Raw genomic sequence first — 14805 nt, 5'->3', positions numbered from 1 at the left:
GGTGGCCAGCATTCTGGCCCGGTTGCGCGGCCGTGACGGCGACGCAACCGGCGAAACCGCCGATTCCGCCGCGGGTTCAGCGGGTGGCTCCGCCGAGTCGACGGCTGCCTCCACTGCGCCGCGCACCCGTTTCGGGGCGTGGCTGGGCCGGCCGATGACGTCGTTCCACCTGATCATCGCGGTCACCGCGCTGCTCACCACCCTCGGCCTGATCATGGTGCTCTCGGCGTCGGGCGTGTACTCCTACGATTTCGACGGGTCGCCCTGGGCGGTGTTCGGCCGCCAGGTGATGTGGACCGTCGTCGGACTGGTCGCCTTCTACCTGGCGCTGCGGATGCCGGTGCGGACCCTGCGCCGGCTGGCGTTCCCCGGGTTCGCTTTCACCATCGTGCTGCTGATCCTGGTGCTCATCCCCGGGATCGGCAAGGTGGCCAACGGTTCTCGCGGCTGGTTCGTCGTCGCGGGGTTCTCGATGCAGCCCTCGGAGCTGGCCAAGATCGCCTTCGCCATCTGGGGCGCGCACCTGCTGGCGGCCCGCCGGATGGAACGGGCCTCGCTGCGCGAGATGCTCGTCCCGCTGGTGCCTGCCGCGGTGATCGCACTGGCGTTGATCGTCGCTCAGCCCGACCTCGGGCAGACCGTGTCGCTGAGCATCATCCTGCTGGGCCTGCTGTGGTACGCGGGCCTGCCGCTGCGGGTGTTCCTGTCCTCGCTGGCGGCCGCCATCGTGGCGGCCGGGGTGCTGGCGGTGTCCGCCGGTTACCGGTCTGACCGGGTGCAGTCCTGGCTGGACCCGACGGCAGACTCGCAGGGGATCGGCTACCAGTCCCGGCAGGCCCGGTTCGCCCTGGCCAATGGCGGCATCTTCGGCGACGGGCTGGGCCAGGGCACGGCCAAGTGGAACTACCTGCCCAACGCCCACAACGACTTCATCTTCGCCATCATCGGCGAGGAGCTGGGATTCGTCGGTGCGCTCGGACTGCTGGGCCTGTTCGGGTTGTTCGCCTACACCGGGATGCGCATCGCCCGGCGTTCGGCCGATCCGTTCCTCCGTCTGCTCACGGCCACCACCACGCTGTGGGTGGTCGGCCAGATGTTCATCAACGTCGGCTACGTGGTGGGGTTGCTGCCCGTCACCGGGCTCCAGCTCCCGCTGATCTCGGCTGGTGGATCTTCGCAGGCCACAACACTTCTGATGATGGGCCTGATCACCAACGCGGCCCGGCACGAACCGGAGGCAGTGGCGGCGCTGCGGGCCGGGCGCGACGACCGGATGAACCGGCTGCTGCGGCTGCCGCTGCCGGAGCCGTACGTCCCGACCCGGTTGGAGGTCGCCCGCAACCGGCTGCACGACCGCCGCAAGTCGCCCTCGCGCACCGCGGGCAAGCCCAACGGCAAGGCCGGTGCCAAGCCCACCGCCAAGCCCGCCGCCAAGCAGGCAGGCAAGCAGGCCAGGGCCAAACAATCAGGTGCCAAACAAGCGGGGACCCGCCGCGCGCCGCGCAGCGGGGACCGGCCCGTGCGCCGGTCCGGGCACGCTGCCGGTCAGCAGCCGGCCGGGGGCGGTAGGTCCTCGGTCCGATATCCTGCAGGCCAGCACAAACAGGGGCAACGAGCCCGAACTTTGGAAGGTCAGCGTTACGGGTGAGCGACGGTAAGACGGACCGCTGGATATCTGGTCCTCGGGGGCAGGAGCGGAGCGACCGGGGGATATCGGTAGTTCTCGCCGGTGGTGGCACGGCAGGTCACGTCGAGCCGGCCATGGCGGTGGCCGATGCGCTGCGTGAACTCGACCCGGAGGTGCGGATCACCGCTCTCGGAACCGCCCGAGGTCTGGAGACCCGGCTGGTTCCGCAACGCGGCTATGACCTCGAGCTGATCACCCCGGTGCCCTTGCCGCGCAAACCGTCGGGAGATCTGGTGCGGTTGCCGCTGCGCGTCCGCACCGCGATCCGCCAGGCCCGTTCGGTGCTGGCCGGCGTCGAGGCCGATGTGGTGATCGGGTTCGGCGGCTATGTCGCGCTGCCCGCCTACCTCGCCGCCCGGGGCGGCTTCGGCCTGCACGGTCGCCGGCGCGCCGTCCCTGTGGTGGTCCACGAGGCCAACGCCAGCGCAGGCCTGGCCAACCGGGTCGGTGCGGTATCGGCGCGGCGCGTGCTCTCGGCGGTACCCGAACCGGGACTGCGCAGGGTCGAGGTGGTCGGAGTACCCGTGCGCGCGGCCATCACCTCACTGGACCGTGCCGCCTTGCGCGCCGAGGCCAGGGCTTTCTTCGGCTTCGCCCCCGACGCCAAGGTGCTGCTCGTGTTCGGCGGCTCGCAGGGGGCGCAGTCGATCAACCGGGCGGTGTCCTCGGCTGCCGAAGCGCTTGGTGCTGCGGGTATTTCGGTTCTGCATGCGCACGGACCGAAGAACACCCTCGACCTGCCGCCGGCCGCGGCGGGCGCACCGCCGTATGTCGCGGTGCCGTATCTGGACCGCATGGACCTGGCATATGCCGCAGCCGATCTGGCGATATGCCGTTCCGGTGCGATGACGGTTGCCGAGGTGACCGCCGTGGGATTGCCCGCGGTGTACGTCCCGCTGCCGATCGGCAACGGTGAGCAGCGGCTCAACGCGCTGCCGGTGGTGTCGGCCGGTGGCGGCATCGTCGTCGACGATGCCCAGCTCACCGGTGGATTCGTGGCCGATACGGTTGCCGGCCTGATGACCGACGACGCGCGGTTGACGGCGATGACGGCCGCCGCGTTGTTGTCGGGTCACCCCGATGCCGCACGGCGGGTGGCGCAGGTCGCCCTCGACATCGCCCGTGCTCAACGAAAGAAGCTGCAGTGAACGGTAATTCACTTCCGGCTGAACTTCAGCGGGTACACATGGTCGGGATCGGGGGAGCCGGGATGTCGGGCGTGGCCCGGATCCTGCTCGACCGGGGTGGCCTGGTGTCCGGCTCGGACGCCAAGGAGTCGCGCGGCGTGGTGGCCCTGCGGGCTCGCGGTGCCGAGGTCAGGATCGGACACGATGCGTCGTCACTGGATCTGCTGCCGGGCGGGCCGACCGCGGTCGTCACCACCCACGCCGCGATCCCCAAGACCAATCCGGAACTGGTCGAGGCCCGGCGCCGCGGAATCCCGGTGATCCTGCGTCCGGTGGTACTGGCCAAGCTCATGGCCGGTTACACCACGCTGATGGTGACGGGCACCCACGGAAAGACCACCACCACCTCGATGCTGATCGTGGCGTTGCAGCACAGCGGTTTCGACCCGTCGTTCGCCGTGGGCGGCGAACTGGGCGAGGCAGGCACCAACGCCCATCACGGCAGCGGGAAGTGCTTCGTCGCCGAGGCCGACGAGAGTGACGGCTCTCTGCTGGAATACACGCCGAATGTCGCGGTGGTCACCAACATCGAGGCCGACCACCTGGATTTCTTCGGTAGCGAGGAGGCCTACACCGCGGTGTTCTCCGCGTTCGTCGACCGCATCGCGCCGGGCGGGGCCCTGGTGGTGTGCACCGATGATCCGGGTGCCGCCGCGCTCGCCGAACACACTGACTCACTGGGCATCCGGGTGTTGCGGTACGGCAGCGCGCCTGCGGACGGTCTGGCCGGCACCTTGCTGAGCTGGGAGCAGCAGGGGACCGGAGCGGTGGCTCACATCCAGCTCGCCGGTGAGCCCCATCCGCGTGCGGTGCGACTGGCGGTGCCCGGCCGGCACATGGCGCTCAACGCCCTGGCCGCCCTGCTGGCCGCGGTCGAGGTCGGGGCACCGGCGGAGACTGTGCTCGACGGGCTGGCCGGATTCGAGGGTGTGCGAAGGCGTTTCGAGCTGGTGGGTGCACTCGGCGGCATCCGCGTGTTCGATGACTACGCCCACCATCCCACCGAGGTGCGGGCCACCCTCGAGGCGGCCCGAACGGTGGTGGACCAGACCGGTGGCCGCGTCATCGTCGCCTTCCAGCCACATTTGTACTCGCGCACAGCGACTTTCGCGACCGAGTTCGGAGCGGCGCTGAGCGCCGCGGACGAGGTCTTCGTACTCGACGTCTACGGTGCGCGTGAGCAACCGCTGCCCGGCATCAGCGGCGCCACAGTCGCCGAACATGTCAGCTCTGCGGTCACCTATGTTCCCGATTTCTCGGCGGTCGCCGCTGTGGTGGCGGCTGCCGCCCGCGCGGGCGACGTGGTGCTCACGATGGGTGCCGGGGACGTGACCATGCTGGGCAAGGAGATCCTGACCGAGCTCGGCATCAAGGAGAATCGCACTGCACCGGGCCGACCGTCGGCGGATTCACCGTGACCGATCCGGGTCCTGACCGCCCCGGCGAGGCTGTCGAGGAGCCAGGTCCGGCTCCTGAGGAGTCCGGCGGGTCGGATGTGCCGACCGACCCCGAGTCGGTTGTGCCGCCCGCGGCGGAACCTGATGTGCCGCCCGCGGCAGCGTCGAATTTGCCGCCCGCGGCGGAAGCCGACTACGAGGGTCCACGCCGTCGCGCCCGCCGCGAGCGCGAGGAACGCCGGGCCGCGCGGGACCGGGCGGTGGCGATCGAACATGCCCGCCGCGAGGCCAAGCGCCGGGTGGTGGGGCAGTCCGCGGATGCCCCGAACGCCGTGGCCCGCAGCACTATTCGTGGTCTGAAGGTGTTGCTGTGGTCTGCGCTGGCCAGCGTGGTCGCGGTGGCGTTGGGTCTGGTGCTGTATTTCACGCCGGTGATGTCGGTACGCAGCGTGGCGGTCAGCGGTGCGGCGGTGGTGCCTCAGGAGCAGGTGCTGGCGGCCGCCGCGGTGGCCCCGGACACCCCGCTGCTGCAGGTCAACACCGACGCGGTCGCCGAGCGGGTGGCCACGATCCGGCGCATCGCCACCGCCCGGGTTCAGCGCGAGTATCCCTCGACCCTCCGGATCACGGTCGTCGAGCGAGTGCCGGTGGTGGTCAAGGACTATCCCGACGGTCCCCATCTGTTCGACCGCGACGGCGTGGATTTCGCCACCGAGCCGCCACCGCCGACGCTGCCGTATCTGGATACCGACAACCCGGGGCCGACCGATCCGGCCACCAAGGCCGCGCTCGAGGTGATGCTGGCGCTGCCGCCGGATGTCGTCGCACAGGTGGGCCGGATCGCCGCGCCTTCGGTGGCCTCGATCGCGCTGACGTTGGCCGATGGCCGGGTTGTGGTGTGGGGGACCAACGATCGGACCGATGAGAAGGCGCTGAAGCTTGCGGCCCTGCTGACCCAGCCGGGTCACACCTATGACGTGTCCAGCCCGGATCTGCCGACTGTCAAGTAGATCCGGCAAAAATTGCCGCGCGGCGCGTCGGCGCGCCTGCCGCGATCACCGGCGTTGTCCCCCTACCGTTCTGTTTGCGCGGAACTACTTGACATAACTCTAAGCCTATGGTTGAGGTTGAGAGTTTGCCCCGGGGAGATTCGGCGTCAGGAACACTGAGAACACCCAACCTGGGAGGAAGACGATCGATGACCCCCCCGCATAACTACCTCGCGGTAATCAAGGTGGTTGGTATCGGTGGCGGCGGTGTCAACGCCGTCAACCGGATGATCGAACAGGGCCTCAAGGGCGTTGAGTTCATCGCGATCAATACCGACGCACAAGCACTGCTGATGAGCGACGCCGACGTCAAGCTCGATGTCGGCCGCGACTCCACCCGTGGACTCGGCGCCGGCGCGGACCCCGAGGTGGGCCGCAAGGCCGCCGAGGATGCCAAGGACGACATCGAGGAGCTGCTGCGCGGCGCCGACATGGTGTTCGTCACCGCAGGTGAGGGCGGCGGCACCGGAACCGGTGGCGCACCCGTCGTCGCATCGATCGCACGCAAGCTCGGAGCGCTCACCGTCGGTGTCGTGACGCGGCCGTTCTCGTTCGAGGGCAAGCGGCGAAGCAACCAGGCCGAGAACGGTATTCAGTCGCTGCGCGAGAGCTGCGACACCCTGATCGTGATCCCCAACGACCGGCTGCTCCAGATGGGCGATGCCGCGGTGTCGTTGATGGACGCCTTCCGCAGCGCCGACGAGGTGCTGCTCAACGGCGTTCAGGGCATCACCGACCTGATCACCACACCGGGCCTGATCAACGTCGACTTCGCCGACGTCAAGGGCGTGATGAGCGGGGCGGGCACGGCGCTGATGGGTATCGGCTCGGCCCGCGGCGACGGTCGCGCGCTCAAGGCGGCCGAGATCGCGATCAACTCGCCACTGCTGGAAGCCTCGATGGAAGGCGCGCAGGGCGTGCTGCTGTCGGTGGCCGGCGGCAGTGACCTGGGCCTGTTCGAGATCAATGAGGCCGCCTCGCTGGTGCAGGATGCGGCCCATCCCGAGGCCAACATCATCTTCGGCACGGTGATCGACGACTCACTCGGCGACGAGGTTCGGGTCACGGTCATCGCGGCGGGCTTCGACAGCGCCGGGCCAAGCCGAAAGCCGGTGGTCGGCCCGAGCGCGGCGCAGACCCAGCCGATCGCCTCGGCGCGGGCGGGCAAGGTGACCACGTCGTTGTTCGAGCCGACGGACGCGGTGAGCGTCCCGGCCCACACGAATGGCGCCACCGTGAGCGTCGGTGGCGACGGAGACGGCGGGATCGCCGACGACGATGTCGACGTGCCGCCGTTCATGCGGCACTGAGCCGGGCCCGGCGGCGGGTTCGGATACTGGGATTGTGAGTGTTCGTATTCGGCGGGTGACGACAACCCGCGCCGGCGGCGTCTCGGCACCGCCCTTCGATTCGTTCAACCTCGGCGACCACGTCGGCGACAATCCTGCGGCCGTGGCCCAGAATCGGAGGCGGCTGGCCGCCGCCGTCGGGGCCGACGCGCTGGTCTGGATGAATCAGGTTCACAGCGATCACGTCGTCACCGTGGACGGCCCGCGCGACACCGCGGTCGATAATGCCGACGCATTGGTGACGACGACCCCGGGTTTGGCATTGGTCGTCGTGACCGCCGATTGCGTCCCGGTTTTAATGGGCGACGCGCGCGCCGGGGTCATTGCGGCCGTCCATGCCGGACGGGTCGGCGCCCAGAAAGGCATCGTGGCCAGGACCCTGGAGGTGATGCAGGCCGCCGGTGCACGTGCCGAGGACGTGTCGGTGCTGCTCGGTCCCGCGGTCAGCGGCGCCAACTATGAGGTGCCAGAACAGATGGCGGCCGAAGTGGAGGCGGTGCTGCCCGGCTCGCGCACCAGCACCTCGCGTGGCACGCCGGGCTTGGACCTTCGGGCCGGAATCGCCCGGCAGTTAACGGCTTTGGGTGTCACCGCGATCGACGTCGACCCGCGGTGCACCGTCGCCGACCGCGCGCTGTTCAGTCATCGCCGTGATGCACCGACCGGGCGCCTGGCGAGTGTGGTGTGGATGGAGCAGCGCCGGTGAACGATCCCCGGATGGGTCTGGAGTGAGGGTGAGATGAGCACCGTGCAGCGCGGGCGTGACGCGGATCGGACGGCCGAGTTGACCGCTGCGCTCGGAGCGGCGCGGGCGCGCCTGGCGCGCGCCGCAGAATCTGTCGGGCGAAATGTCAATGAAATTGAATTACTCCCGATCACGAAATACTTTCCGGCCTCCGATGTCATTATTCTCAATCAATTAGGGTGCCTCGCATTTGGTGAATCCCGCGAACAAGAAGCCGCCGAGAAAGTCGAATCTGTTCGCGCGGAATTGCCGGATGTGCCGATTCGCTGGCACATGGTCGGGCGCATCCAGCGCAAGAAGGCGCGGGCCGTCGCGGGGTGGGCACACACCGCGCACTCGGTCGACAGCACCCGCCTGCTGACGGCGCTGGACCGGGCCGCCGGCGACGCATTGGCCGCCGGCCGCCGGCCCCAGCCGTTGCGCGTCTATATCCAGATCAGTCTGGACGGCGATACCGAACGGGGCGGTGTCGATGTGAATGCCTCGGGCCTCGTCGACGAAATCTGTGCGTCAGCGAACGCCGCGGAGGCATTGGAGTTCGTCGGACTGATGGGAATCCCGCCGCTGGAATGGGATCCCGACGACGCGTTCGCACGTCTGGCCGCCGAGCGGGACCGGGTGCAGCGCGACTACCAGCACCGGCTCGAACTGTCGGCGGGGATGTCCGGAGATCTCGAAAGCGCGGTCAAACACGGATCGACATGTGTGCGTGTCGGTACCGCGCTCATGGGGCAACGCCCGCTAACGTCACCCGCAGTAGTCACTCCAGTCACATCTTCATCACAGACATCACCACCCCCACCGTCCGCAGAAGGGTCGCCGAGATGAGCACACTGCACAAGGTCAAGGCCTACTTCGGCATGGCGCCGATGGAGGACTACGACGACGAGTACTACGAGGACGACGACCGTGGCGCTGCCCGCAGCTACGCCCGTCGTCCCCGTGACGAGCGTTTCGAGGACGACAGCTACGGCTACGAGGCTCCCGAGTACGACGAGGGGCCGGCCTACCGAGGTGGCTACTCGGGCGGTTTCGCCGACGAGCAGCGGTTCGATGCCCGGATGCGGGGCCCCCGCGAATTCGACCGTCCCGCACCGCGTCTCGGTGGACTGGCCGGATCCACCCGCGGTTCGCTCGCGATGGATCCCCGCCGGATGGCCGAACTGTTCGAGGCGGGCAGCCCGCTGGCGAAGATCACCACGCTGCGGCCCAAGGACTACAGCGAGGCGCGCACCATCGGCGAACGCTTCCGCGACGGCACGCCGGTGATCATGGACCTGGTGTCGATGGACAACGCCGACGCCAAGCGGCTGGTCGACTTCGCCGCCGGCCTGGCGTTCGCGCTGCGCGGCTCGTTCGACAAGGTGGCCACGAAGGTCTTCCTGTTGTCGCCGGCTGACGTCGATGTCAGTGCCGAACAGCGGCGCCGGATCGCCGAGGCCGGGTTCTACGCCTACCAGTAGCGCCGCGACGCCAGTCGCGGCACGGCGCCGCCGCCGCGCTACCTGATCCCCAGGATGGGGCCCGGGTAGGCTGGCGGCGTCGCACTATCGGCTGACCACGTCTTCTGTGTGAGATGTGTCCGGCCTTACGGCGGCCTGTATCCAATGTCACACATCCTGCTGTAGTGAGGTCGGCTCAGTTGTCGCTGTTCTTCGAAATTCTCGGTTTCGCGCTGTTCATCTTCTGGCTGCTGCTCATCGCGCGCGTCGTCGTCGAGTTCATCCGGTCGTTCAGCCGCGACTGGCACCCCAAGGGTCTGACCGTCGTCGTGCTTGAGGTCATCATGACCGTGACCGATCCGCCCGTGAAACTGCTGAGGCGGCTCATTCCCCAGCTCACGATAGGCGCCGTGCGCTTCGATCTGTCGATCATGGTGCTGCTCCTCGCGGCGTTCATCGGGATGCAGCTGGCGTTCAACGCGGCCATGTAGACCGTCGACGCGAGCAGGCGGGGGAGACGCGATCTCGCCGTTTGCCGGATGGTCCACAATTGCGTAAGAAGATTGAAATTCGTTCTTAAAAATAGGCCTCCACTGCAACCGCCGGGTCTGGTGTGACAGGATGGACTCCAGTTGCGATCAAGCAAGGCTTTACACTTTGAGATCGGTTGACGGTCCAAGACTTCAAGGGGGCAGACAATGCCGCTCACACCAGCGGACGTCCATAACGTCGCGTTCAGCAAGCCGCCCATCGGCAAACGTGGCTACAACGAGGACGAGGTCGACGCCTTTCTCGATCTGGTTGAGAACGAGCTGACTCGGCTCATCGAGGAGAACGCCGATCTCCGGCAGCGGGTGTCCGAGCTCGATCAGGAGCTGGCATCGGCGCGGGCCGGCGGTGGCGCCCAGTCCACTCAGTCCATCCCGCTCTACGAGCCGGAGCCCGAGCCGACCCCGGCGCCCCAGCCGGTGTACGAGGCCCCGCCGGCGCCGGTTGCCCCTGCCGCGCCGCCCAGCGAGGACACCGCCGTACGTGCCGCCCGGGTGCTCAGCCTGGCGCAGGACACTGCCGATCGCCTGACCTCCACGGCCAAGGCCGAGTCGGAGAAGCTGCTCTCGGATGCCCGCGCCCAGGCCGACGCCATGGTCAGCGACGCCCGCAAGACCGCCGAGACCACGGTCTCGGAGGCCCGCACGCGTGCCGACGCCATGCTGGCCGACGCGCAGACCCGCTCGGAGACCCAGCTGCGTCAGGCCCAGGAGAAGGCCGACGCCCTGCAGGCCGACGCCGAGCGCAAGCACTCCGAGATCATGGGCACGATCAACCAGCAGCGCACGGTCCTGGAAGGCCGCCTGGAGCAGCTGCGGACGTTCGAGCGTGAGTACCGGACGCGTCTGAAGACCTACCTGGAGTCTCAGCTGGAAGAGCTGGGCCAGCGCGGTTCGGCCGCACCGGTGGATTCCAGCGCCAACAACGACTCGGCCGGTGGTTTCAGCCAGTTCAACCGCGGCAACAACTAGCCGGCAAGGCTGACTTCCTCACACTGTCGTGAACCGGCCCGATCCCGGGCCACCACACTTAGGGTTGAACGATGTTGATCATTGCGCTCGTGCTTGCCGTCATCGGCCTGGCCGCGCTGGTGACCGCGGTGGTGACCAGTAACGAGTTGATCGCCTGGGTCTGTATCGGTGCCAGCGTGATCGGCGTGCTGCTGCTGATCGTCGACGCATTGCGGGAACGCTCGCGCGGATCGAAGGCCGGCGACGGCCAAGACGCTGTCGCGGCCTCGGATAAGCCTGATGCCGACGCCACCGAAACGACCGAGACCTTCGACGCGGTCGAGGAGCCGGTGGACTATCCCGACGAGTTGGTCGCCGAGCCTGAATCAGATGTCGTTGTGGAGCCCGACGCCGCAGACGTCGACGTCGAGGCCGACGATTCCACAGAGAAGTACAAGAACTAACTCTCGCCCGGCTCCGTGGTGGGTTCGGCCAGCAGACGGCGAACCTCGTCGTCGCTGACCTGGTGGAAATCCACGAACGCCTGACCCACCGAGTCGAACTGGGGCGGGGTACTGGCGCACACCACGTCGTCGGCCTCATCCCGTAGTTGGCTGCTCAGGGTCGGTGGCCCGACCGGCACGGCCACCACGACCCGCCGGGCCGCCCGCACGGCGCGGACCGCGGCCAGCATGGTGGCGCCCGTGGCGATGCCGTCATCGACCAGGATCACCGTCCGGCCGGACAGGTCGGGTGCGGGACGTCCTCCGCGGTAGGCCTGTTCCCGGCGCTCGATTTCGGCGGTCTCGCGCCGGATCGTCTCGAGGATGGTGTCCTGGTCGATGCCGAGGCGATCCACCAGGCCGTCGTTGATCACCAAGCCGCCGCCGGAGGCCACCGCGCCCATGGCGAGTTCCTGCCACTGCGGTACGCCCAGCTTGCGGACCACGAAGACGTCCAGTGGTGCGTGCAGGTGGGAGGCGACTTCCCAGGCGATCGGGACGCCGCCCCGGGCCAGGCCCAGGACGAGGACGTCGGGTTGATCCCGGTAGGACACCAGCTGTTCTGCCAGGACCCGGCCCGCTTCGTGGCGATCCTGGTAGATGCGTTCTCTGCTCGCTCGCAGACTCCAGGCGTTCATCAGCGCTGTCGCCGGGACATTTTCGCCGGCTGATGTCAGCCTACGTCGACGGCTGCGCCCGGACCACCCGGTTCAGAAAGCCGCGGACCAGCGTGTTCAGCCGGGCGCCCACATCCTCGCTCAATTCCTTTGTTTGCAAGCGCAATTCGTCGTGGGTGCGCCCGATTCCAGCCGCGTCGCCGTCGCGGTCGTGGGCCAACCAGACTTCCAGCAGGTCGGAATCGAGCTCGGGGTGGAACTGCAGCGCCAGTGCCGTGCCCAGGACGAATGCCTGTGAGGCATCGGGCGTCCGGGCGATCTCTGTGGCGCCGGGCGGAAGTGTCCAGCGGTCGAAATGCCACTGGAACCACCGGCCACCCGGAACCAGCCCCTCGTCGTCGGTGAGCACGTCGTACCAGCCCACCTCGGGCGCCGGCGACCTGCTGACCGATCCGCCGAAGGCTTGCGCGATGAGTTGTCCGCCGAAGCACACCCCGAGCACGCCGACCCCGGCGTCGACGGCCTGGCGCACCATGGCCATCTGGGCGCCGACCCAGCTGTTGACCAGGGATTCGTCGTAGACCGCCCAACGAGCGCCGAGCGGAACGATCACGTCATAGTCAGTCGGGTCGGGGAACGCCACGTCGCCGGTGGGGTCGTCGTCCCGCCCGGGCGCGATGACGTCGAACGTGTCGATGCCGAATCCGCATTCGGTGAAGACGTCGGCCAGCATGGCCTCGGTGGCCGTTGGGTCGTTGCGCAGGAACAGAACCTTCGATGTCACGCCGCCATTATTTCGGTCGCCCGAGGCGGCCCGCACTTCAGGTCCAGTTATTGGACCTTCAGGCCGCCTCGAAGGTCACCGCGACCCGGGTCCCGGCCGGGTTGGTGAGCCCGGCCAGGTCGGGTCGTGAGTAGCGTGCTACCCCAGTTCTGGCCGCGCCGAGACTACGGTTGTTGATGCGGAAACGCCGAATTCTCGGCATAACCCGTAGTTTCGGCGCCGGGGGGCCCCTCAACGGGCCCGATAGCGTCGCGCGGGTCGGCCCGCGCCGTACTGCAAGCGCAGCTCGAGCGCCCCGATGCTCAGGTAATGCTCCAGGTAGCGCCGCGCGCTGACACGTGAAATACCAACCAGTTCAGCGCATTCCGTGGCAGATACCTCGCCTGACGCACGTACCGCGTCCATGACCAGCCGGCCGGTTTCCGCGCCGAGCCCCTTGGGCATGACGGCAGCGGCCGGGGCGCCGAACAGCGCGTCGATGGTCGATTGATCCGCGCCGCCTGCCGCGGCCAGCGCCTCCGCGCGCGCGGCGAAGGCCGCCAGTTTCGCCTGCAACTGATCGAAGTCGAACGGTTTGATCAGGTAGTCGGCGGCCCCGCCGTCCAACGCGCCGCGTACCGTGTCGAGCTCGCGGGCGGCGGTGACCATGATGACGCCCACGGGGTTGCCCTCGGCACGGAGACGTCGCAGCACCTCCAACCCGGTCATGTCCGGCAGGTAGACATCGAGCAGGATGAGGTCGGGACGGAGATCGGCGGCTGCTACCAGGGCCTCGGTTCCGTTGCGCGCCACGGACACCGCGCGGTATCCGTCGATGCGGTCGACGAAGCGGCGATGTATCTCGGCGACCATGAAGTCGTCGTCGACGACGAGTACGTCACGCATGGAGCCGCACCAGGAACAGGGCGCCGCCACCGGGGGCGTCGGTGACTTCGACGTCGCCCCCGTGCTGGGCGGTCACCAGGCGTACCAGGGCCAGTCCGATGCCCCTGCCGCCGGGTACGTGGGCCTTGGACGTGACGCCGCGCGAGAAGATGGATTCCCGAAGATGTTCGGGCACACCGGGTCCCGAATCCGAGACGGACAGCAGCAGCCCGGCCGAGTCGTCGATGCGGACCGTCACCTGTGCTGCCGCCGAGCCGACGGACGCATCGACGGCGTTGTCGATCAGATTGCCCAGCAGCGTGATCACGTCGGTCGCCAGGGCCGGGTCGAGCGCGCTGAGATGGCTGTCGCCGGTCAGGGCGAGGGTGACTCCGCTCTCGGCAGCCAGCGATGTCTTGGCGATCAGCAGAGCCGCCACCGCGGCATCGGAAACATGTTGGGTGACAGCCTCGTTGATCTCGGCGCGGCGCCGGGTCAGGGTGCCCACCAGATCGCGGACCGCATCGAACTCGCCCAGCTGAACCAGCCCGGAGATGGTGTGCAGCTGATTGGAGAACTCGTGGGTCTGCGCCCGCAGCGTATCGGTCACGCTGCGGTGTGAGGACAGTTGTGCCTGCAGTGCGGCGAGCTCGGTGCTGTCGCGCATGGTGGTCACCGTACCGATGCGCTGGCCCTGGCTGCGTGCCGCACGGCGGTTGAGCGCCAGCACCCGGGTACGGGTGGTGATCACCACATCGGAATCGTCGGCGCGAGTTCCTCCGCCGGACAACAGGAATGCCACCACGGCCGGTTCCAGTCCGACCTCGTCGGCACGGCGGCCCACCGCATCCGCGCTGATACCCAGCAGATCGGATGCGCTGTCGTTGACCACCGTGATGACTCCCTCGTTGTTCACGGCCACCACGCCCTCACGGATGCTGTGCAGCAGCGCTTCCCGGTGATCGGCCAGGCTGGCGATCTCGGCGATGTCCAGGCCACGGGTGTGGCGGGTGATGCGGCGTGACAACAACCACGATGCGAGCATCCCGAGTGTCGCGCCCAGTCCAAGGTAGATCAGCAGGCGTTCGCCGGCGCCGCCCAACAATTCCCACACCGACGGGTAGCCCTCGCTGACGGAGACGATCGCGAGTACCGCCCCGTCGGCGGCCAGAATCGGCACCTGTCCCACCAGGCGATGCGTGCCGTCGACGTCGGAGTCGCCGGACCAGGCGCGGCCTTCGTCGGCCCGGGTGGTACTGAGGTCGAGTCGTTGCCCGACGCGGGCCGGATCCGACGACACCCGCACAGCTCCGGCCGGATCGGTGATCTCGGCCAGCTCGGCGCCCGACAGTGCCACCGCGCGGTCGACCTCGGGGGCCAGGACCTGGGCGGCGAACGGGTCGTCGTACCGGTCCCGGACGATCGGCGTGGACGCCACGTTCTCGGCGACCGCGATCATCCGCTGCCCGCGCACATCGCGGAACTCACGGGTGGATTGCGTCACCGACACCGCGGCCACCGCGATCAGCACCACCGCGACCACCAGCAGCTGGAACACGAGGAACCGACCGGCCAGGCTGCCGCCCCGCAGCGACCGCGTCCGCGCGGACGTTGATGAACGCCCGACCAGTGAACTCAACGAACAAAACTTCCTTTGCGTCCGAATGGGTGACCTACGTCAC

General features: G+C 68.3%; 15 protein-coding genes. 11 read left to right on the top strand and 4 right to left on the bottom strand.

From position 1 onward, the window contains the following. Position 1: 1 nt before the first annotated feature. The 11 genes from ftsW (at position 2) to EH231_RS08595 (ending at position 10819) form a co-directional block, all read left to right on the top strand. Entirely contained in the window at positions 2-1648 is a 1647-nt protein-coding gene (ftsW, locus tag EH231_RS08650) for a putative lipid II flippase FtsW (protein ID WP_090431200.1), read from the top strand. After that, positions 1645-2835, top strand: coding sequence for an undecaprenyldiphospho-muramoylpentapeptide beta-N-acetylglucosaminyltransferase (gene murG / locus EH231_RS08645; protein ID WP_420891957.1), 1191 nt, complete (start codon positions 1645-1647; stop codon positions 2833-2835). The genes ftsW and murG overlap by 4 nt, the downstream gene beginning before the upstream one ends. After that, positions 2832-4292 carry a UDP-N-acetylmuramate--L-alanine ligase gene (gene murC, locus EH231_RS08640; protein WP_090431197.1) on the top strand — a complete coding sequence of 487 codons (1461 nt, stop codon included), beginning with the start codon at positions 2832-2834 and terminating at the stop codon, positions 4290-4292. Before murG ends, murC begins: the two co-directional genes overlap by 4 nt. A 125-nt stretch (positions 4293-4417) precedes the next feature. Beyond that, the gene (locus EH231_RS08635) at positions 4418-5281 is read left to right on the top strand and encodes a cell division protein FtsQ/DivIB (protein WP_241178147.1); all 864 of its coding nucleotides are present in this window, start codon (positions 4418-4420) and stop codon (positions 5279-5281) included. A 188-nt stretch (positions 5282-5469) separates the two neighbouring features. Further along, positions 5470-6630, top strand: a complete 1161-nt coding sequence (gene ftsZ / locus EH231_RS08625) for a cell division protein FtsZ (RefSeq protein WP_124712229.1) — start codon at positions 5470-5472, stop codon at positions 6628-6630. A gap of 34 nt (positions 6631-6664) precedes the next feature. Beyond that, complete coding sequence (pgeF, locus tag EH231_RS08620; RefSeq protein ID WP_090431193.1) at positions 6665-7375, top strand: peptidoglycan editing factor PgeF; 711 nt, start codon at positions 6665-6667, stop codon at positions 7373-7375. A 33-nt stretch (positions 7376-7408) separates the two neighbouring features. Continuing rightward, on the top strand, positions 7409-8242 hold the full coding sequence (locus EH231_RS08615; RefSeq protein WP_124712228.1) for a YggS family pyridoxal phosphate-dependent enzyme: 834 nt from the start codon (positions 7409-7411) through the stop codon (positions 8240-8242). Further along, the gene (locus EH231_RS08610; RefSeq protein WP_124712227.1) at positions 8239-8877 is read left to right on the top strand and encodes a cell division protein SepF; all 639 of its coding nucleotides are present in this window, start codon (positions 8239-8241) and stop codon (positions 8875-8877) included. The genes EH231_RS08615 and EH231_RS08610 overlap by 4 nt, the downstream gene beginning before the upstream one ends. A 179-nt stretch (positions 8878-9056) precedes the next feature. Next, complete coding sequence (locus EH231_RS08605) at positions 9057-9347, top strand: YggT family protein (RefSeq protein ID WP_029108797.1); 291 nt, start codon at positions 9057-9059, stop codon at positions 9345-9347. A gap of 207 nt (positions 9348-9554) precedes the next feature. Continuing rightward, the gene (gene wag31 / locus EH231_RS08600) at positions 9555-10376 is read left to right on the top strand and encodes a DivIVA-like cell division protein Wag31 (protein WP_090431189.1); all 822 of its coding nucleotides are present in this window, start codon (positions 9555-9557) and stop codon (positions 10374-10376) included. 71 nt (positions 10377-10447) lie between these two features. Continuing rightward, positions 10448-10819: a hypothetical protein gene (locus EH231_RS08595; RefSeq protein ID WP_124712226.1), complete on the top strand. Its 372-nt coding sequence runs from the start codon at positions 10448-10450 to the stop codon at positions 10817-10819. On the opposite strand, the gene EH231_RS08590 is transcribed toward EH231_RS08595, so the two are convergent. The 4 genes from EH231_RS08590 to EH231_RS08575 form a co-directional block, all read right to left on the bottom strand. After that, on the bottom strand, positions 10816-11496 hold the full coding sequence (locus EH231_RS08590; RefSeq protein WP_124712225.1) for a phosphoribosyltransferase: 681 nt from the start codon (positions 11494-11496) through the stop codon (positions 10816-10818). The genes EH231_RS08595 and EH231_RS08590 overlap by 4 nt on opposite strands. Positions 11497-11536: 40 nt before the next feature. Beyond that, positions 11537-12259: a type 1 glutamine amidotransferase gene (locus EH231_RS08585; RefSeq protein ID WP_090431183.1), complete on the bottom strand. Its 723-nt coding sequence runs from the start codon at positions 12257-12259 to the stop codon at positions 11537-11539. A 231-nt stretch (positions 12260-12490) separates the two neighbouring features. Beyond that, the gene (locus EH231_RS08580; protein ID WP_124712224.1) at positions 12491-13144 is read right to left on the bottom strand and encodes a response regulator; all 654 of its coding nucleotides are present in this window, start codon (positions 13142-13144) and stop codon (positions 12491-12493) included. Next, positions 13137-14762 (bottom strand): sensor histidine kinase, encoded by a 1626-nt coding sequence (locus EH231_RS08575; protein ID WP_409544673.1) that lies wholly within the window; start codon positions 14760-14762, stop codon positions 13137-13139. The genes EH231_RS08580 and EH231_RS08575 overlap by 8 nt, the downstream gene beginning before the upstream one ends. Positions 14763-14805: the final 43 nt, after the last annotated feature.

This window comes from Mycolicibacterium nivoides (assembly GCF_003855255.1).
Lineage (GTDB): Bacteria > Actinomycetota > Actinomycetes > Mycobacteriales > Mycobacteriaceae > Mycobacterium > Mycobacterium nivoides.
This window is presented reverse-complemented; position numbering and strand designations above follow the sequence as displayed.

What these genes read in the sequence shown, in the direction of transcription:
- EH231_RS08590 (WP_124712225.1), bottom strand. Translation starts at nt 11,496, where the DNA reads ATGAACGCCTGGAGTCTGCGAGCGAGCAGAGAACGCATCTACCAGGAT.
- EH231_RS08610 (WP_124712227.1), top strand. Translation starts at nt 8,239, where the DNA reads ATGAGCACACTGCACAAGGTCAAGGCCTACTTCGGCATGGCGCCGATG.
- wag31 (WP_090431189.1), top strand. Translation starts at nt 9,555, where the DNA reads ATGCCGCTCACACCAGCGGACGTCCATAACGTCGCGTTCAGCAAGCCG.
- EH231_RS08595 (WP_124712226.1), top strand. Translation starts at nt 10,448, where the DNA reads ATGTTGATCATTGCGCTCGTGCTTGCCGTCATCGGCCTGGCCGCGCTG.
- EH231_RS08615 (WP_124712228.1), top strand. Translation starts at nt 7,409, where the DNA reads ATGAGCACCGTGCAGCGCGGGCGTGACGCGGATCGGACGGCCGAGTTG.
- EH231_RS08580 (WP_124712224.1), bottom strand. Translation starts at nt 13,144, where the DNA reads ATGCGTGACGTACTCGTCGTCGACGACGACTTCATGGTCGCCGAGATA.
- ftsZ (WP_124712229.1), top strand. Translation starts at nt 5,470, where the DNA reads ATGACCCCCCCGCATAACTACCTCGCGGTAATCAAGGTGGTTGGTATC.